General features: G+C 76.1%; 15 protein-coding genes. 6 read left to right on the forward strand and 9 right to left on the reverse strand.

Translation table 11 applies throughout. The features are described 5' to 3' along the window. Positions 1–379: 379 nt before the first annotated feature. Positions 380–1,564 (reverse strand): aminotransferase class I/II-fold pyridoxal phosphate-dependent enzyme, encoded by a 1,185-nt coding sequence (locus QQS41_RS07010; RefSeq protein ID WP_448852009.1) that lies wholly within the window; start codon positions 1,562–1,564, stop codon positions 380–382. Positions 1,565–1,613: 49 nt separating this feature from the next. Between QQS41_RS07010 and QQS41_RS07015 the strand changes: the two genes are divergently transcribed. Further along, positions 1,614–2,816, forward strand: coding sequence for an alpha/beta hydrolase (locus QQS41_RS07015; RefSeq protein ID WP_448852010.1), 1,203 nt, complete (start codon positions 1,614–1,616; stop codon positions 2,814–2,816). Between the two features lie 88 nt (positions 2,817–2,904). On the opposite strand, the gene QQS41_RS07020 is transcribed toward QQS41_RS07015, so the two are convergent. The 3 genes from QQS41_RS07020 to QQS41_RS07030 all read right to left on the reverse strand — a co-directional run bounded on the left by QQS41_RS07020 (position 2,905) and on the right by QQS41_RS07030 (position 7,905). Next, a complete protein-coding gene (locus QQS41_RS07020; RefSeq protein WP_448852011.1) occupies positions 2,905–3,540 on the reverse strand; it encodes a DUF3239 domain-containing protein in 636 nt (211 codons plus the stop codon). A gap of 116 nt (positions 3,541–3,656) precedes the next feature. Next, a complete protein-coding gene (locus tag QQS41_RS07025) occupies positions 3,657–5,345 on the reverse strand; it encodes a DNA repair helicase XPB (protein WP_448852012.1) in 1,689 nt (562 codons plus the stop codon). Between the two features lie 193 nt (positions 5,346–5,538). Next, the gene (locus QQS41_RS07030; protein ID WP_448852013.1) at positions 5,539–7,905 is read right to left on the reverse strand and encodes a helicase-associated domain-containing protein; all 2,367 of its coding nucleotides are present in this window, start codon (positions 7,903–7,905) and stop codon (positions 5,539–5,541) included. Positions 7,906–7,978: 73 nt separating this feature from the next. Here QQS41_RS07030 and QQS41_RS07035 point away from each other — a divergent pair, with 73 nt between their 5' ends. Beyond that, positions 7,979–8,164, forward strand: coding sequence for a hypothetical protein (locus QQS41_RS07035; protein ID WP_448852014.1), 186 nt, complete (start codon positions 7,979–7,981; stop codon positions 8,162–8,164). Positions 8,165–8,516: 352 nt separating this feature from the next. Here QQS41_RS07035 and QQS41_RS07040 read toward each other — a convergent pair whose 3' ends face one another. Then, complete coding sequence (locus QQS41_RS07040; protein WP_448852015.1) at positions 8,517–9,212, reverse strand: transglycosylase family protein; 696 nt, start codon at positions 9,210–9,212, stop codon at positions 8,517–8,519. Between the two features lie 484 nt (positions 9,213–9,696). Here QQS41_RS07040 and QQS41_RS07045 point away from each other — a divergent pair, with 484 nt between their 5' ends. After that, a complete protein-coding gene (locus QQS41_RS07045; RefSeq protein WP_448852016.1) occupies positions 9,697–10,140 on the forward strand; it encodes a cold-shock protein in 444 nt (147 codons plus the stop codon). A 125-nt stretch (positions 10,141–10,265) separates the two neighbouring features. Here QQS41_RS07045 and QQS41_RS07050 read toward each other — a convergent pair whose 3' ends face one another. Both QQS41_RS07050 and QQS41_RS07055 read right to left on the reverse strand, forming a co-directional pair. After that, a complete protein-coding gene (locus QQS41_RS07050) occupies positions 10,266–10,787 on the reverse strand; it encodes a DUF2771 family protein (RefSeq protein ID WP_448852017.1) in 522 nt (173 codons plus the stop codon). Positions 10,788–10,883: 96 nt separating this feature from the next. Beyond that, complete coding sequence (locus QQS41_RS07055) at positions 10,884–11,819, reverse strand: glutaminyl-peptide cyclotransferase (RefSeq protein ID WP_448852018.1); 936 nt, start codon at positions 11,817–11,819, stop codon at positions 10,884–10,886. Positions 11,820–11,833: 14 nt separating this feature from the next. Between QQS41_RS07055 and QQS41_RS07060 the strand changes: the two genes are divergently transcribed. Continuing rightward, positions 11,834–12,562: a DUF3027 domain-containing protein gene (locus QQS41_RS07060; protein ID WP_448852019.1), complete on the forward strand. Its 729-nt coding sequence runs from the start codon at positions 11,834–11,836 to the stop codon at positions 12,560–12,562. 135 nt (positions 12,563–12,697) lie between these two features. Here QQS41_RS07060 and QQS41_RS07065 read toward each other — a convergent pair whose 3' ends face one another. Continuing rightward, positions 12,698–13,051 carry a DUF2530 domain-containing protein gene (locus tag QQS41_RS07065; protein ID WP_448852020.1) on the reverse strand — a complete coding sequence of 118 codons (354 nt, stop codon included), beginning with the start codon at positions 13,049–13,051 and terminating at the stop codon, positions 12,698–12,700. 99 nt (positions 13,052–13,150) lie between these two features. On the opposite strand from QQS41_RS07065, the gene QQS41_RS07070 reads away from it, so the two are divergent. Continuing rightward, the gene (locus QQS41_RS07070) at positions 13,151–14,653 is read left to right on the forward strand and encodes an NCS2 family permease (protein WP_448852021.1); all 1,503 of its coding nucleotides are present in this window, start codon (positions 13,151–13,153) and stop codon (positions 14,651–14,653) included. Positions 14,654–14,663: 10 nt separating this feature from the next. Next, positions 14,664–15,569: a TrmH family RNA methyltransferase gene (locus QQS41_RS07075; RefSeq protein WP_448852022.1), complete on the forward strand. Its 906-nt coding sequence runs from the start codon at positions 14,664–14,666 to the stop codon at positions 15,567–15,569. A 194-nt stretch (positions 15,570–15,763) separates the two neighbouring features. On the opposite strand, the gene QQS41_RS07080 is transcribed toward QQS41_RS07075, so the two are convergent. Next, the gene (locus tag QQS41_RS07080) at positions 15,764–16,663 is read right to left on the reverse strand and encodes a DUF6928 family protein (protein WP_448852023.1); all 900 of its coding nucleotides are present in this window, start codon (positions 16,661–16,663) and stop codon (positions 15,764–15,766) included. Positions 16,664–16,720: the final 57 nt, after the last annotated feature.

The raw sequence follows: 16,720 nt of genomic DNA on the forward strand, positions 1-16,720 counted from the left end.
AGCCTGCCAGCGCCGATGGTACTGCACTCGGGAGGGTGTGGGAGAGTAGGTCACCGCCGACAATTTAAATTTCATGTTGGAGGGTCGGGAATCCTTGGTTCAGCTTCGGCTGGGCCGGGGGTTCCCGGCCCTCCTATTTTGCGTGCAGCGCGTTTTCGGCGCCGCGCCTGCCGGACACAAGCTCATTGCGGTGTCCTGCCGACATGAGGTGCCCTTGCCGGAGCAGATGACGAGGAGTTTGTCGGCCACCCTCCTCCGTGCAGCGGCCGCGGCTCAACTGAGTGCCCCCTCCGCCGAAAGGAACCGCCCGGCCGGCCCGTCATCGGGGCCCTCCGGGCGGCGTCACCGGGGGAGGGGAGCGTCGTCACGCACCGCGGCGTCAGCCGCGCACGCGCTCCAGATGCTCCTCGAGGCGGTCGAGCGCCTCCTCCATCGACTCGCGCTTCTTGCAGAAGGCGAAGCGGATGCCGTGGCGCCACCGCTCGTCCTCCGGGTCGTCCACGAACGCGGAGACGGGGATGCCCGCCACGCCCGCGGCCTCCGGCAGCGCCAGGCACGCCTCCATCGCCGACCCGTAGCCCAGCGGTCGGCCGTCGGCGACGACAAAGTAGCCGGCCTCGGCGCCGAGGACGTCGATGCCCATGCCGCGCAGGCGCTCCAGCAGGTAGTCGCGGTTGCCCTGCAGCGTCTCGCGGAGGTCGGCGATCCAGTCGCCGCACTCCGTCAGGCCCTTCGCCACCGCAGGCTGGACGGGGCCGCAGCCGACGCACGTGATGAACTGCTTCGCCGCGACGATGCCCTCCACGAGGTCCGCCGGCGCCAGCGCCCAGCCGGTCTTCCAGCCCGTGACGTTGAACGTCTTCGCGGCGGACGACACGACGATGGACCGCTCGCGCATCCCCGGCTGGTCGACGATGGAGCGGTGCACGCCGCCGTCGTAGATGAGGTGCTCGTAGACCTCGTCGGAGAACACGATGGCGTCCGCGCGGCGCGCGGCGTCGGCGATCGCGGCGAGGTCCTCGTCGTGAAGCACGGTGCCGGTGGGGTTGTGCGGGGAGTTGACGATGATCATCGCCACGTCATGCTCCTCGACGACGCGGGCCATCGCCTCGCGGTCCAGGCGCCACGACTCCTCGCCGCGCACGAGCGGCACGGACACGTGCTTCGCGCCGGCCAGCACGACGGCGGCGAGGTACGAGTCGTAGTACGGCTCGATGAGCACGATGGTCTGGCCGGGCTCCACGAGGCCGAGCAGCGCGGCGGTGATGGCCTCCGTCGCGCCGACGGTGACGACGCACTCCGTCTCCGGGTCGTAGACGTGGCCCAGGCGGGCGGCGCGCTCGGCGCAGATCGCCTCGCGCAGCACGGCGTGGCCGGTGTCCGGCGGGTACTGGTTGTTGCCGTCGGCGATCTGGCGGCGCGCCTCCTCGAGGACGGGCGCGGGGCCGTCGAAGTCGGGGGCGCCCTGGCCGAGGTTCACGGCGCCGTGGGTGCGGGCCAGGTTGCTCATGGTCGAGAAGATGGTCTCGCCGAGCGGGCGGAGTCGGGCGACGGTTCTGGTCATGTCACCGCATCGTACGGGGTGCGTCCGGGTGCTCCGTACAATGGCCGCCATGACCGACGGATTCACGCCCATCACGACCGACGACCAGCGGCTGCGGCAGCTGGTCGACTACCTGGAGGAGCACGTCACGGCGTTCGCCCCCGGGGCGGTCGCCGGGTTGCCGCCGCGCCCCGCCGACGGGGCGTCCGCCGCGGAGCTGTCGGCGTGGCGTGACGACGTCGCGGCCGCCCGGGCGGAGGCCAACCGCACCGTCGCGCGCCAGGACGACGCGGTGGTGCATGCGGCGATGCTCGTGCTCGGCGCGGGCCTGAACCACACGCTGCCGTTCACCGCCTACGGCCGTCCCGGCACGTCGTGGCGCGGCGTCTCCATCTCTGTGCCGGCGGAGCCGTCGTGGGCGGTGCCCGCGCTGCGCCGCGCGGACGGGGGCGAGGACGACCTCCCCGTCGCCGCGCCGCCGGCCGGCGTGGAGCCCGTCCCCGCCGTCGCCGCCACCGTCTACGTCCCGGAGCAGCCGACGGGCGCCGCGGTCGTGGCCGCGCACGGCGGCGGCTGGTGGATGGGCGACGGCGACGTCCGCGACACCTGCTTCGGCCCCGACTGCGCGGCGCTGGCGGAGCGCTCCGGCGCCGTCGTCGTCGACGTCGACTACCGCCTCGCCCCGGAGCACCCGCTGCCGGCGGCCGTCGCGGACCTCACCGCCGCGGTCGACTGGGTGCGCGCGAACGCGGACGAGCTCGGCGTCGACCCGTCGTCCATCGTCCTGTGGGGCGTGAGCTCCGGCGGCCACGCCGCGGCGCTGGCGGCGCTGACGGGCGCGGACGTCGCCTCCGTGGCGCTGACCATGCCCGCCCTCGATCTGCGCGGCGACGACCGCGCGGCGGCGCTCGCGGAGCTGATGTTCGGCGCGCCCGCCGACCCGGCGTCGGCCGCCGCGTCGCCGGTGGTCGCCGACGTCTCCGCGCTGCGCCGCGTCCACGTGCAGACCGCGTCGCATGACGACGTCGCCCGCGGCGGCGCCGAGTTCGCCGACGCCGTCCGCGCCGCCGGCGGGGAGGCGACGACGGCGGAGTTCCTGGCCACCCACATGGTCACGGCCCCGGCGGAGCGGCGCCGCCGCATCACCGATCTGGCCCGCCACGTCATCGACGTCGCCGGCGTGCCGCGCGAGGTGCCGGAGGACCCGGCCGGCGAGTACGACAAGGAGGCCGTCGACCGCGCCAACGAGGAGTCCTGGGGCCGCGGCCGCTAGGCCGGGGCGGCGGACGTCGTCACGCGAAGAGACGCCGGCCGCGCGCACCCCGCAGGTGCGCGCGGCCGGCGTCGGCGCGCGGGGCCGGCTACAGCTCCAGCAGCCCGCGGCGGGTGCCCCTGACCTCCGGGGCGCGCTCGGCGAGCGACTGCAGGCGCAGCCAGTCGTCGCGCGGGATCTCGGCCTCCGCGGCGGCGATGACCTTCTTGTCGCGGGTGCCCCACGCCAGCGGCACCGGCGTCACCTCGTCCCACACCTCGCCGCCGGCGGCGTGGCGGCCCGACACCGCGACGGACGGCACGCGGGCGCCGGTGCGGCGCGGCACGCCGGGGATGGAGGTGACGGTGCGCACCGCCAGCGCCGGGCGGGGCCGGTCGCCCTCGGCGGCGACGTCGACGAGGGCCAGCAGCGTCATGTCGCGTGGGTTCACCTCCGCGACGAGCGCGGGCGCCAGGGGCCAGCGGTCGTAGAGCTCCTGCGGGGTGCCGATCTGCTTCGGCAGCGCCACCAGCACGTACAGGCAGGACAGCGCGAAGAGGGCGAGGATCGCGGCGGCGATCCACGTCCACACGCCGGAGCCCCACAGCGCCACCACGGCGACGGCGGCGGCGATGGACAGCACCGCCATGATGGCGGCGGAGGTGCGCAGCCGGCGGCTGTCGCGGAAGTACTCGTTGGTGGCCTTCGCGTGGGCCTCGTCGACGGTGAAGCGGAAGCCGTCCATGGGGTGCGGGTCCTTCCCGGGGTCGCGGTGGTGGCGGTCGTGGAGCGGGCGGCGGCGCGGCGGCCGGAGCGGCGTGGCGATGCCCCGGGCCGGCGGCCGGCGCGCCGCCGCGGGGCCTAGGCCCCGTCGATGGCGTCGCCGGGCAGGGACGGGCCCAGCAGCTCGTCGGCGTCGACGATGCGGTAGGCGTAGCCCTGCTCGGCGAGGAAGCGCTGGCGGTGCGCCGCGTACTCGGTGTCCAGCGTATCCCGGCTGACGACGGAGTAGAACACGGCGCCGCCGCCGTCGGCCTTGGGGCGTAGGAGGCGTCCGAGGCGCTGCGCCTCCTCCTGGCGGGAGCCGAAGGTGCCGGAGACCTGGATGGCGACGGACGCCTCGGGCAGGTCGATGGAGAAGTTCGCGACCTTCGACACCACGAGCGTGGAGATCTCCCCGGAGCGGAACGCCCCGAACAGCTCCTCGCGCCGCCTGTTGCTGGTGGAGCCGTCGACGACGGGGGCGCCGAGGGCCTCGCCGAGCTCCTCGAGCTGGTCGAGGTAGGCGCCGATGATGATCGTCGGCTCGCCGGCGTGGCGGTCGACGAGGCGGCGGACGACGGGCAGCTTCGTGGCGGCGCAGGCGGCGAGGCGGTAGCGGTCGGAGGCCTCGGCGGTGGCGTAGACCATGCGCTCGGATTCGGTCATGGTGACGCGGACCTCGACGCATTCGGCGGGGGCGATCCAGCCCTGGGCCTCGATGTCCTTCCAGGGGGCGTCGTAGCGCTTGGGGCCGATGAGGCTGAAGACGTCGCCCTCGCGGCCGTCCTCGCGCACGAGGGTGGCGGTGAGGCCGAGGCGGCGGCGGGACTGGAGGTCGGCGGACATGCGGAAGACGGGGGCGGGCAGGAGGTGGACCTCGTCGTAGATGATGAGGCCCCAGTCGCGGGAGTCGAACAGCTCGAGGGCCCGGTACTCGCCCTTCGTCTTGCGGGTGACCACCTGGTAGGTGGCGATGGTGACGGGGCGGATCTCCTTCTTCTCGCCGGAGTACTCGCCGATCTCCTCCTCGGTGAGGGTGGTGCGGCGCAGCAGCTCGTCGCGCCACTGGCGGCCTGCGACGGTGTTGGTGACCAGGATGAGGGTGGTGCGCTGGGCGTCGACCATGGAGGCGGCGCCGACGAGGGTCTTGCCGGCGCCGCAGGGCAGGACGACGACGCCGGAGCCGCCCTCGCGGAAGGAGTCGGCGGCGTGGCGCTGGTAGTCGCGCAGCTCCCACTCGTCGCCGGCGGAGACGTCCCAGGCGATGGCGTGGGCCTCGCCGTCGACGTAGCCGGCGACGTCGCGGGCGGGCCAGCCGACCTTGAGCAGCTCCTGCTTGACGCGGCCGCGTCCGGAGGGGTGGACGGTCCAGGTGTCGCCGTCGATCCGCTCCCCGAGCATGGGGCGGATCTTCTTGTGCCGGACGATCTCGGCGAGGACGGCGGGGTCGGAGGACTCGAGGACGAGGCCGTGGGCGGGGTGCTTGGCCAGGGTGAGGCGGCCGTAGCGGTCCATGGTCTCGGCGACGTCGACCAGCAGGGGCTGGGGGACGGGGAAGCGGGAGTACGTCTCGAGGACGTCGACGACCTGCTCCGCGTCGTGCCCGGCGGCGCGGGCGTTCCACAGCGCGAGGTTGGTGATGCGGTAGGTGTGCACGTGCTCGGGGGCGCGCTCGAGCTCCGCGAAGGGGGCGAGCGCGGCGCGGGCGGCGTCGGCGTCGCGGTGCGCGGTCTCCAGCAGCACCGTCTTGTCGGACTGGACGATGAGCGGTCCGTCGCCGAACGTCACGGTCAATCACCTCTCACGGGGTCGTGGGGCCGCGGTGCGCGGCGGTCGTGGCCCGGGTCGGGCCGAACCTCCATTATGGCGCCCGCCCGCGGGGCGCGTCGAGGTGCCCGCGTCCGTCCGCCGTGCGCGTCATGCGTGACGACGTCCGCACGCGCTGCGGTCCGCCGCCCGACGGAGCCGTCGCCGGCCGCCGCTAGTCGGCGGGCTCGACCTCGGTGACGCGGTGGAGGAGGAAGCGCAGGACGTCGCCGCCGGCGGGGTCGATGGCGTCGACCTGCCCGCCGGTGACGGTGACGGGGCGGACGCGGCGGCGGGCGGCGCGGCCGTTGCGGTCGACGTAGCCGATGATGACGTCGCGGCCGGCGCGGGCGGAGCGCTGGAGCAGGGCCTGGGCGGCGGCGCCGGTGGCGGGGTCGTCGTCCATGCCGATGCGGCCGGAGCCGTCGCCGGCGGCGCGGTCGCCGCGGCGCAGGGCCTCGAGGGCGCGGGAGACGGGGCCGTCGTCGGCGCGGTGGTCGGGGGCGGGCCGCCGGGGCGGATCCTCGACGCGGCAGGGGGCGGGGGAGAGGTCGAGGGTGGCGCCGCCGGCGTCCTCGGCGACGGCGGCGTGGCCGGCGGCGCGCAGCGCGTCGATGAGGCGCGCGGGCGCGACGGGGGAGACGACGACGGTGTCGGCGATGCGGCGCAGGCCGAGCGCCTCGGCGACGGGGGCGGCCATGACGGCGGCGAGCAGCGCGGCGTCGTCGCAGCGCAGGTAGGAGGAGGCGGGGCCACCGCGGAGGCGGCCGTGGCGCCGGGCGACGTCGTCGATCAGGTAGGTGAGCGACTGGGGGACGTCGCCGAAGGAGCGGTCGACGAGGAAGGAGTGGATCTCCGCGGCGGTCATGCCGCCGTCGAGGGCGGCGCGGACGGAGTCCTCGGTGACGCGGTGGACCGTCGCCAGGCCCTGGGACTCGGGCTCGGCGAAGCGGGCGAGCGGGCCGGTGAGCTCGGGGCCGGCGGGACCGGGCACGAGGATGGTGAGGTCGGCCTGGGGGATGAGGATGGTCGTGGGCGCGGGCAGGAGCGGGGCGAGAGCGTCGGCGAGCTCGTCGCCGCGGGCGTCGCGGGCGGCGCGCCAGGCGGCGGAGGCGGCGACGGCGTCGCCGTCGCGGACGGCGAGGCCGAGGGCCACGAGGTCGTCGACGGCGCCGCGCAGCACGGCGGCGGGGGTGCGCACGGCGACCAGGGGCCGGCGGCGCAGCAGTTCGCCGGCGGGGTCGGCGAGCGCCTCGCCGGGGTCGAGTTCGCCGCACAGCAGGTCGCCGAGGACGCCGCGCAGCCGCGGCAGCCCGGCCCGGGTGGCGCCGGCGGTGAGCAGCATGACGGTGCGGCCGTCGGGGCCGGGGGCGCCGACGCGCCAGGGCGCCTGCTCGGAGGAGCGGAGGCCGTCGACGAGCATCGCCCAGCGGGCGGGGTCGGCGGCGGCGAGGAACGCGTCGGCCGTCTCGGTGGGGGCGAGGGAGTCGCCGCCGTCGTCGTCGGCGGGCAGCGGGTGCGGCGTGCCGGCGGCGATGAGCCCGGCGGCGGTGCACAGGGCGACGAGCCGGGCGAGGCCGGGCAGGTCGAGCCCGGTGGCCTCGAGGAGGCGGCGCTGCTCGCGGACGCCGATGGCGCCGTCCTTCAGGGTGGAGGCGGGCCGCTCGCCCAGCAGCTCCAGGAGGTCGCGGACGCCGAGGATGGTCTCCAGGGCCGCGCCGGCGGCGGTGCCGTCGACGTCGCGGGGCTCGGTGGTCTCCGGCGCGCCGGGCCGCAGCGGCACGGGGCCCTCCGGCAGCGGTTCGCCGCGCAGGAGGGAGCGGACGCGGCCGGGGAGGCGGACGGTGCGGTCGTCGACGCGGTCGAGCAGCCCGGCGGCGAGGAGGCGCGGCACGGGCGCGGCGGGGTCGGCGTCGGGCGCGGCGTCGCGGGTGACGCCGAGGCCGCCGGCCTCCACGAGGGTGCCGAGCATGCGGCGCTGCCGGTCGTCGACGGCGTCGAGGGCGTCGCGCAGCTCCGCGGCGGTAGGCTCCCCGGCGCGGGGCAGCAGGCGCCAGCCGGCGGGGAGGGACTCCCAGGCGCCGTCGACGACCATGAGCCGGTCTGCGTGGTCGCCGGGGTTGGCGCGGGCGCGGCCGGAGAAGGCGCCGCCGGCGGCGGGGCCGTCGCCGTGGACGAGCGCCGCGGCGCGCAGGTCGTCGAGGGCGGCGCGGACGTGGGCGACGGTGGGGCGTTCGCGGGCGGGGACGCCGGCGTCGGCGAGGGCGTCGCGGAGGGACGCGGCGACGTCGGCGGCGGTGACGGGCTCCAGTTCGGCGCCGGCGTCGACGGCGGCCTCGAGGACGGCGAGGGCGGTGGCGTCGAGCTCCGGGAGGATGCGCTGGACGGAGGCGCGCAGCTGCAGCCGGGCGGCGAGGACGTCGGTGCTCTTCGGCGGCGGGGACACCGCGTCGGGGCGGGCGCGCAGGAGGTCCTCCAGGAAGGAGTCGGGGCGCGCGGCGAGCCACCGGCGGAACGGGGGGAACCGGTCATCGGGGGACATGATGGGGTCATCCTACCGCCGGGGGTGCCCCCGGATTATGGTCCGGGGCCGGGCCATGGGGCACAATGTGCGCATGGCTAACGTCGACAAGAAGAAGTTCGTGGATCCGGCCTGGCCGGAGGTCGCCGAGGGCGAGCACGCCGTCACCGAGCTCATCGCGCGCCACGCGGGCGCCGACTCCCCGTTCGGCGAGATCGAGTTCCCGGTGGACCCGAAGACCCTGGGCTACGTCCACCCGCACACCGTCATCGGCAAGTAGCGGTCCGCGACCGACGCGGGGCATGCGGCCCCGCCTCCGCCGGTGCGCCCTGCGCGCATCGGCGTTTCGTCGTGTCCCGGGGCGCCTGCGGGGGATTCGCGTGACGACGCGCCCCGCGCCGCGCGTGCCCCGGGTGCGCGTGCGGGGACGCGCGGGGGAGGGGATGCGCCCCGCGCGTGACGACGGCGCCCGCGCCGCGGCGGCGCGGATGCCGCGGGCGGCCGCGCCACCCCGCGCATGGCCGCGCCGGTCCCGCGCATGACGGAGGGCCCCGCCGACCGCGATGGTCGGGCGGGGCCCTTCGTCGTGCCCGCCGCGCCGGGGTGCGGCGCGGGAGGCGTGTCCCGGGTGCTTAGGCCGGGAGGGAGACCAGGAGCTGGTCGGCGATCTGGGAGACGCCGGCCGGGAGCTCGACGCCGGCCTGGGCGGCGGCGGACTCCAGGGCCTCCAGGATGGCGGTGACGTCGGCCTGCTTGGCGGCGCCGAGGAGGGCCTCGATGGCCTTGGCCGGGTCGGTGGCGTAGGCGGCCGGGTCCTCGAGGATGCCGCGGATGATGGCCTCCGGGCCGGCCTGCTCCTCCGGGGAGGTGGTGGTGGAGGAGGCGCCCGGGGTGGCGGTCTCGGCGGCGACGTTGGTGCCGAAGGAGCCGGAGACCGGCTTCGGGCGGTCGGTGTTCGGGGCGGAGCTCAGGCCGAGCTTCGCGGAGCAGGCGGGCCACGCGCCCCAGCCCTGGCCGGCCAGGACCTTCTCGGCGACGTAGATCTGCTGGTCCTTGGTGGCCAGGTCGGCGCGCGGGGCGAACTCGCCGCCGCCGAAGCCGGTCCAGGTGGAGGCCGAGAACTGCAGACCGCCGTAGTAGCCGTTGCCGGTGTTGATCTGCCAGTTGCCGCCGGACTCGCACTGCGCCAGGCGCTCCCAGTCGGAGAGCGGGGCCGCGCCGGCGGACGGGGCCAGGGCGGCGGCGCCGGCGCCGAGCAGGGCGCCGGTCAGGGCGACCTTGGCGGTCGCGGAGGCGGTGGAGCGGGTCTTCTTGGCGTGACGGGCCATGTGGATGTTCCTTCTCGTCGGTATGTGCATCTGCGCCGGAGCGGGCGCCGCGCGGTCGCGCGCCGCCGGTTGTGGTCCGGCCGTGTCCCCGACCCCGTCCGCGGTCAGGATGTCCTGTGGAGTTGTCTCCGCGATGTCCCGGCCTCCGTTGCCGCCCCGGACGGGGTGGGCGTTGGCGGCGTGGCATGGCCGGCGCGTTCCGGGGCAACGCTAGCCGCCGGTAACGGATTAGTCACATCGGATCGCCGATCTCGGCGCCGGGCGTGCGGCGGGGAGCGGCGCGGGAATCGTCGAAAAGTGCTGCAATTATGCAGGTCCGGGACGTGGCGTGACGCGTGTGACGGCAGTGGTTCGCCGAAAATGTGACCAAGGTCACGTTATGCAACTGTTACGGAACGGTGTTTCCCGTGGTCGGGTACAGTGTTCCATTCAATCCCGGCGGCGCGGCACACGGCCGCGCCGGAGAAGAAGGAGGGTGTGCACCGTGCCCATCGGCAAGGTCAGGTGGTACGACCGCGAGCGCGGCTTCGGCTTCGTGTCCAACCCGGGCGGCGAGGACGTCTACGTCGGCAGGAACGTCCTGCCCGACGGCGTCGACGAGTTGCACAAGGGGCAGCGGATCGAATACGACTACGCCGACGGCCGCCCCGGCCCGCAGGCCCTGCGCATCAACGTCGTCGAGGAGGCGCCCCGCGCCCGCGACGACCGCGCGCACGGCCGCGGCGGACGCGGGGGCCGCGGCCACGGCCAGGGCCACGGGGGCGGCGCCCGCCGCAGCCCGGCGGAGCTGAACTCCATGATCTCCGACGTCATCTCGATGCTGGAGGACGTGCAGGGCGAGCTCGACCGCGGCCGCCACGCCGAGCGCCGCCACGGCCGCCAGGTCGCCGAGGTGCTGCGGGCCATCGCCCGCGAGCTGGACCGCTAGGCGCCCGCCCGGGGGCGGGGACGGCCCCGCCCCCGGGCCCGCGCACGCGCAACGGGGCCCGCACGTCACGTCGACGTGCGGGCCCCGTTTCCGCGTCCGCGGGCGGCGAACCCCGGCCCGCGCCGCTAGGCGGCGTCGTTGGCCACCGACCAGGTGACGCCGTAGACCGTCTCCTCGCCCGCGTCGTCGACGCCGACGATGCTGGCGCTGGAGACCTCCATGACCGCGAGGTTGGAGCGCTTGCCGGCGACGGACTCCGAGCCGGAGACCTTCACCGTCGTCGCGGAGCCCGCCTCGTGGTTCTCGGCGCCGTTCATCGCCTCGTCGGCGTAGAAGCGCTGCAGGACCCAGGCGCCCTCGGCGACCTCGTCCGGCACGGTGACCTCCGCGACGTCCTGCGGGCCGACGGCGACGGAGGCGATGTTCGCGTCGTCGGTCTCGCACTCCGCGCCGAGCTCGCACACGCGGTAGGGGCGGACCGTGATCTCCTCGCCGCCGACGGAGACGGTGAGCTCCAGTGCCGACGGGTCCTCCACCGCGTCGTCGCGGAAGTACTCCACCGCCACGACGATGCCGGTGATGACCAGGCCCACCGCGACGATGACCGCCAGGAGGGTCAGCCCCTTCGCCGTCGACTTCCTCGCCATGCCGCGCGTCCTTTCCGCCGTGGCCGCCGTGCCCGGTGCATCCGCCGCGGCCGCCGTTTCCGCCGGGCGCCGGGGCCCGGATTGACGCGTCGCAGTCTACCGGCCGCCGTCGGCGGGCCGGAACCGCACCTCGAACAGCGTCGGCCAGCGCTTGCCCGCCAGCAGGAAGCGGTCGGTGCCGGGCACGTGCGCGATGCCGTTGAGCACGTCCGCCTCCTCCGAACCCTCGGCCGGCAGCATGCCGCGCAGCGCCGACGCGTCGGCGGTCGCCCGCACCGCGCCGGTCGCCGGGTCGATGAGCAGCAGCTCCCCGGTGGGCCACCGGTTGGCCCACGTCCCCGCGAGATCCCCGGCCCCCGCGGGCAGGTCCGCGGCGGCGACGCACTCCAGCTCGTTGAGCTTGCCGACGTCCCCTCCATCGCCCCGGGCGACCTCCACCGCGGTGCGGGCGGAGAGATCCGCCGGGTCCCGCAGCGTCAGCGTCCCGGTGCCGTCCGACATCACCAGCACGTCGTCGGGCGCGTGGTGGCAGAGTCCCCAGCCCTCGCCGTCGTAGCGCGCCCCGCCGTCGGGCCGCAGATCGGCGCCGGTGCTGCGGTGGGCGACGCCGGCGTGCCAGGTCAGCTGCCAGATGGACGCGCCCGCGACGGTGATCCCCTCGCCGAAGTGCTCCGCCGGCAGCGGGCGCTCCGCCAGCACCCGCGGCGGGCCCGGGGGAGCGGTCACCCGCATCAGCGCGGACTCGCCGTGCAGGCCGGTGCCGACCAGCAGGTCCGGGCCGTCGAACTCCAGTCCCTGGGTGAACCACGCCGGGTTCCACGGGTGCTCGGCGAGGACCTCGACCTCCACCCGCCGCGGCGGGGCGGGGTCGGCGGCCGCGATGGTGGAGGGCGCCGCGGCGGCCCCGGCGGCGCCGGCGCTGGGGCCCGCCGTGTCCGCGGTGCAGCCGGCCAGCGCCGGAATCGCCGCGCAGGCGCCGGTCGCGAGCGCCGCGAGGGCGCGCCGGGCGGGCGGTCGTCGACGGGCGGGCATGCGCACATCCTAGAATGGCGGCCGTGACGGAGAACCGGAGACGAGGCAGCAGGCGGCGCCGCCGCGGACGCGGCGGCGGGCCGCTGACGCGCCCGGCGGCCATCGACCTGGCCCGCCGGGCCGTCGAGGAGCTCGACGAGGGCCCCGTCGGCGACCACGCCGGCGTGACCATGGTCGGCCGCGGCGTCGCCGTCCACCGCTTCGCCACCGACCTGCCCGGCTACCGCGGATGGGAATGGCACGTCGTCCTCGCCTGCGCCGAGGGCTCCGACCACGTCACCGTCAACGAGGTCGCCCTCGTCCCCGGCGACCAGGCCCTGCGCGCCCCGGAGTGGGTGCCCTACGAGGACCGGGTCCGCCCCGGCGACCTCGGCCCCCGCGACCTCATGCCCCCGGCCGACGACGACCCCCGCCTGACCCCCGGCGAACCCGGCGAGCGGAAGCTCACCGGCGAGGGCGCCGGCGAGGCCGCCGCCCGCTGGCGCGACGGCGGCAACGGCCCCCGCGGCGAATTCGCCCGCGAGGCGCTGCACCACTGCGACACCTGCGCCTTCCTCGTCCCCCTCCAGGGAAAGCTGGGCCGCGACTTCGGCGTCTGCGCCAACGAGTGGACCTTCGACGCCGAGGTCGTCCACCGCGACCACGGCTGCGGCGCCCACTCCGCCACCCCCGCCGTCGGCGGCGAGGGCAACCCGTCCGGCGAGGCGTGGAGCGACGCGCCCGCCGACCGCCCCGGGGAGTAGGGGAGCGCCCGCGCCGGGCGTCGGCGCAGCGCACGCGACGGGGAGCGGCGCAGCTCCCGTGCCGGGCATGACCGCGCCGGGCGCGGCTGGGCCGCCGCGGCGGGGACCGTCGTCACGCGAATCCCGCGCGCACCGCTACCCGTCGGCGCGGATGCCGACCTGCGCCGTGCGCGACCCGCGCCGCACCGCGGCGCGCTGCCACGCGTAGACGCCCCATCCCGCGGTCCCGACCACCGCGCCCGTGACGCACGTCCAGCCCGCCTGCGGGCCGGCCGCGGCGAACGCGGCCGGGGCGCCGAGCGCGAACGCGGCGATGCCCGCGGCCAGCGCCGGACGCGGATCCTCCGCCCAGCGCGGCAGCTCGGGGGCCTCGGCCGGCTCCGCGGAGGCCGGCTCCGCGGGCTGCGCCGCATCCCGCGCCCGCGGCGCGTTGACCGGCGGCGATCCGGGGTCGCCGGGTGCGTCCTGCATTTGCTCGCGCGGGTCCATGTTTGGGACTCTACGTGTGCGCGCGGGAGCGCGCGGCGGCGGCCGGGCGCGGATTCCGGGCGCCGCCCGCAGTTTTCTCAAACCGGGATCGGAGCGTCCATGAGCGAGACCAACCGGGCCACCGCGGTGCAGCAGGGCACCGCGGGCGCCCCGAGCGGAGGGGGCGCCCGCGGCGCGCTCGACCGCTACTTCAGCATCACGGAGCGGGGATCGAGCGTCCTGACGGAGGTGCGGGGCGGCGTCGTCTCGTTCTTCGCGATGGCGTACATCATCCTGCTCAACCCCCTCATCCTCGGCACCGTCGCCGACTCCGAGGGCACCGTCCTCGGCGTCCCCCAGGTCGCCGCCGCCACCGCCTTCGCGGCCGGCGTCATGACCATCCTGTTCGGCCTGTGGGCCCGCTACCCGTTCGGCCTCGCCGCCGGCCTGGGCATCAACACGCTCGTCGCCGTGACGTTCGTGTCGGTCGAGGGGCTGACGTGGCCGGAGGCGATGGGCCTCGTCGTCCTCGACGGCGTCATCATCGTGGCGCTGGCCATCTCGGGCTTCCGCTCGGCGGTCTTCGACGCGATCCCGCCGTCGATGAAGTCCGCCATGACCGTCGGCATCGGCCTGTTCATCGCCATGATCGGCTTCGTCGACGGCGGCCTCGTCTCCCGCGTCCCCGACGCCGCCGGCACCACCGTCCCGGTGCAGCTCGGCTCCGGCGGCCAGATCGCCTCCTGGCCGACCGTCGTCTTCGTCCTCGGCGTCTTCATCTGCGGCGTCCTCGTCGCGCTGAAGGTGCCGGGCGGCCTGTTCATCGGCATCGTCGCCAACACCATCATCGCGCTGGTCGTCGAGGCGCTCACCGATTCCGGCCCGTCCTTCGTCGACGGGAAGCCGAACCCGGGCGGCTGGTCGATGGGCGTGCCGGAGCTGCCGGACGCCTTCGGCGGCCTGCCGGACCTGTCCATCCTGGGCAACATCGACCCGTTCGGCGCGTTCCTGCGCGTCGGCGTCGTCGGCGCCACGATGCTGCTGTTCACCCTGGTCCTGGCGAACTTCTTCGACGCGATGGGCACCATGACCGGCCTGGGCAAGCAGGCCGGGCTGGCCGACGAGGACGGGGTGCTGCCGGACATGCGCCGCGCCCTGGTCGTCGAGGGCGCCGGCGCCATCGTCGGCGGCGCGTCCTCCGCCTCCTCCAACACCGTCTTCGTCGACTCCGCCGCGGGCATCGCCGACGGCGCGCGCACGGGCCTGGCCAACGTCGTCACGGGCCTGATGTTCCTGCTGGCGATGTTCTTCACGCCGCTGTACGAGATGGTGCCGATCGAGGCCGCCGGCCCCGTCCTGGTCGTCGTCGGCGTGCTGATGATGGGCCAGATCAAGGACATCGACTTCTCCCGCATGGACATCGCCCTGCCGGCGTTCCTCACCATCGTGATCATGCCGTTCACGTACTCCATCGCCAACGGCATCGGCGCCGGCTTCGTCGCCTACGCCGTGATGGGCCTGGCCACCGGCCGCGCGAAGCAGGTCCACCCGCTCATCTACGTCCTCGCGGTGCTGTTCATGGTCTACTTCGCCGTGGACCCGGTCACCGAGCTGCTGACGTAGGGGAACGGCCATGACGACGCATGACGGCACCGCGGCGGGCGCCGTCGCCGAGCCCGGCGACGGCTGGCGGGTCCTGCCCGCCCCCGCCGTCGTCCGCGACGCGGCGGACCCGCGGCTGGACGACGTCCGCGACCTCAACCACTCCGACAACCGCCCCGATCTGCCGGGCGGCAAGGGGCTCGTGGTCGCCGAGGGCGCGCTGGTGGTCCCCCGCCTCGTCGCGTCCCGGTTCCCGGTCCGCGTCATCGCGGGCACGGATCGCCGTCTGCGGGAGCTTGACGACGCCCTCTCCGCCGCGGGCGTCCGGCTGCCCGCGGGCGCGTCGGTCGTCGACGTGGACCGGCCGACGCTGGCCGGCGCCGCGGGCTTCGACCTGCACCGCGGGCTCGTCGCCGCCGCGGACCGGGCGCCGGAGCCGTCCGTGGCCGACGTCGTCGACGGCGCCCGCACCCTCCTGGTGCTCGAGGGCGTCGGCGACCACGAGAACATCGGGTCGCTGTTCCGCAACGCCGCCGGCATGGGCGTCGACGGCGTCCTGTTCGGCGCCGCCTGCGCCGACCCGCTCTACCGCCGCGTCGTCCGCGTGTCCATGGGCCACGTGCTGCGGCTGCCGTTCGCGCACCTGCCCGGCACCACGACGACGTGGCAGCGCTCCCTGGGGGAGCTGCGGGAGCGGGGCTTCCGCATCGTCGCCATGACCCCCGGCGACTCCGCCGTGGAGCTGTGGGAGGCGATGGACGCCGACCGCGTCGCCGTCCTCGTCGGCGCCGAGGGGCCCGGGCTCACCGAGCACGCCATGCGGGCCTGCGACGTCCGCGCCCGCATCCCCATGGCGCCGGGCACCGACTCGCTCAACGTCGCGACGTCGGCCGCCATCGGCTTCTACGAGCGGCTGCGAGGCCTCTCCGCCCGCTGACCCGGGGAGGCCGAAAAGGGGCCCCGGCGCACGACTGTGCCGGGGCCCCTTTCTTCGTGTCCGGGTCCGCATCTTCGCGTCCGGGTCCGCACCGGGGAGCGCCCGACCCGCGCCGGGCGCGCGCCGGGCGCGCGCCGGGCGCGCGCCGGGCGAGCGCCGGGGAGTGCCGGACCCGCGCCGGGGGAGCGCCGCGGTCAGGAGCGCAGCCTGCGCCGCACCGCCTCGCGCAGCCCGCGGGCGCCGCGGCCGGCCGCCCGGCCCGCCGCACGGGCGCCCGAGACGACGCCGCGGCCGATGGCCCGGGCCCGCTCGACGGCCGCGGAGCCGTCGTCGGACGCCGCCGCCTCGTAGTCGTCGTAGTCCGCCGTGCGCACCGGCGCCGGCGCCTGCGGGGCCTTCCCCCGACGCGCCGCCGCCCGCGGGGCGGGGCGGCCGTCGACGGCGAACGCCGCCACCGGCACGTCCGGGCCGTCCCCGCGCGGATCGAAGCCCAGCCAGCCCGCCACCGCGCCGGCGGCGAGATCCGCCGGGTCGAACGGCAGCTCCACGCCGCGGCCGTAGATCTCGCCGGGGCGGTCCCCGTCGTCACGCACCGGACGGTGGGCACCCGCCCAGTAGGGCCCCTCCGCGGGCGACGGCAGCCCCTCGTCCTGCAGGATCTTGTCCGGCACCGCCGCGAACGCGCGGCGGACCTCCCCGTCCGCGAAGTGCGCGAACGCGCCGAAGCCGCGGCCGTCGACCGCCGTGACGTACACGTCGTCGGCGGCGATGCCCGCCATGTAGCGCGGCGACAGCTCCGTCGGCAGCGTGAACCCGTCGACGACGGTCTGCACGACCGCCAGGCCCGGGTAGCCGCCGACGTAGAACTCGCCGGGGCCGGCCTCCGTCGACCGGTTCAGCGGGAAATCCGCGAACGACTCCGCCGGCAGCGACGGATCCAGCTGCGCCAGGTACTTGCGGCCGAAGCCGCGGTCCGGGCCCGGCTCCGCGCGCAGCACCGCGGCGGGGTCCGCCGCGGAGACGAACCAGAACGTGACGACGGCCCGGCGGCCGGCGATGCCCGCGCCCCGGGGCGCTGCGTCGGCGTCGGTCATTGCGGTGGCTCCCCTCCACTCACCGCGGCGGTCCCGTTCCCGGGCCGCCGCGTCACG

The organism is Corynebacterium sp. 335C (assembly GCF_053525695.1).

What these genes read in the sequence shown, in the direction of transcription:
- QQS41_RS07050 (WP_448852017.1), bottom strand. Translation starts at nt 10,787, where the DNA reads ATGGCGAGGAAGTCGACGGCGAAGGGGCTGACCCTCCTGGCGGTCATC.
- QQS41_RS07060 (WP_448852019.1), top strand. Translation starts at nt 11,834, where the DNA reads ATGGCGGCCGTGACGGAGAACCGGAGACGAGGCAGCAGGCGGCGCCGC.
- QQS41_RS07055 (WP_448852018.1), bottom strand. Translation starts at nt 11,819, where the DNA reads ATGCCCGCCCGTCGACGACCGCCCGCCCGGCGCGCCCTCGCGGCGCTC.
- QQS41_RS07080 (WP_448852023.1), bottom strand. Translation starts at nt 16,663, where the DNA reads ATGACCGACGCCGACGCAGCGCCCCGGGGCGCGGGCATCGCCGGCCGC.
- QQS41_RS07015 (WP_448852010.1), top strand. Translation starts at nt 1,614, where the DNA reads ATGACCGACGGATTCACGCCCATCACGACCGACGACCAGCGGCTGCGG.
- QQS41_RS07035 (WP_448852014.1), top strand. Translation starts at nt 7,979, where the DNA reads ATGGCTAACGTCGACAAGAAGAAGTTCGTGGATCCGGCCTGGCCGGAG.
- QQS41_RS07065 (WP_448852020.1), bottom strand. Translation starts at nt 13,051, where the DNA reads ATGGACCCGCGCGAGCAAATGCAGGACGCACCCGGCGACCCCGGATCG.
- QQS41_RS07030 (WP_448852013.1), bottom strand. Translation starts at nt 7,905, where the DNA reads ATGTCCCCCGATGACCGGTTCCCCCCGTTCCGCCGGTGGCTCGCCGCG.
- QQS41_RS07020 (WP_448852011.1), bottom strand. Translation starts at nt 3,540, where the DNA reads ATGGACGGCTTCCGCTTCACCGTCGACGAGGCCCACGCGAAGGCCACC.
- QQS41_RS07070 (WP_448852021.1), top strand. Translation starts at nt 13,151, where the DNA reads ATGAGCGAGACCAACCGGGCCACCGCGGTGCAGCAGGGCACCGCGGGC.
- QQS41_RS07010 (WP_448852009.1), bottom strand. Translation starts at nt 1,564, where the DNA reads ATGACCAGAACCGTCGCCCGACTCCGCCCGCTCGGCGAGACCATCTTC.
- QQS41_RS07075 (WP_448852022.1), top strand. Translation starts at nt 14,664, where the DNA reads ATGACGACGCATGACGGCACCGCGGCGGGCGCCGTCGCCGAGCCCGGC.
- QQS41_RS07040 (WP_448852015.1), bottom strand. Translation starts at nt 9,212, where the DNA reads ATGGCCCGTCACGCCAAGAAGACCCGCTCCACCGCCTCCGCGACCGCC.